The organism is Pseudomonas sp. SIMBA_041 (assembly GCF_046535095.1).
GTDB classification, from domain to species: domain Bacteria; phylum Pseudomonadota; class Gammaproteobacteria; order Pseudomonadales; family Pseudomonadaceae; genus Aquipseudomonas; species Aquipseudomonas mucoides.
In genome coordinates, this window is sequence record NZ_JAWRXJ010000401.1 from 1 (window position 1) to 266 (window position 266).

The following is a 266-nucleotide window of genomic DNA, read 5'->3' on the forward strand; positions in this document are numbered from 1 at the left end:
GGGCATTCACCGGGGCTTCCAGCAAAGGCATGCAGGGGCTTTTGCAGCAGGCTGATGGCGGCACGTTGTTCCTCGACGAGATCGGCGACATGCCGCTGAATCTGCAGACCCGCCTTCTGCGTGTGCTGGCCGAGGGCGAGGTGGCGCCACTGGGAGCTGCGCGGCGTGAGCGGGTGGATATCCAGGTGATCTGCGCGACGCACCGGGATCTGGCGGCGATGGTGGCGGACGGGCGTTTTCGCGAGGACCTGTATTTCCGCCTGGCC

Annotated in this window: 1 protein-coding gene; it reads left to right on the top strand. The window is 66.5% G+C overall.

What is annotated here, in order from left to right:
* A partial coding sequence (locus SB725_RS31660; RefSeq protein ID WP_410923389.1) for a sigma 54-interacting transcriptional regulator occupies positions 1-266 on the top strand: 266 nt, incomplete at both ends.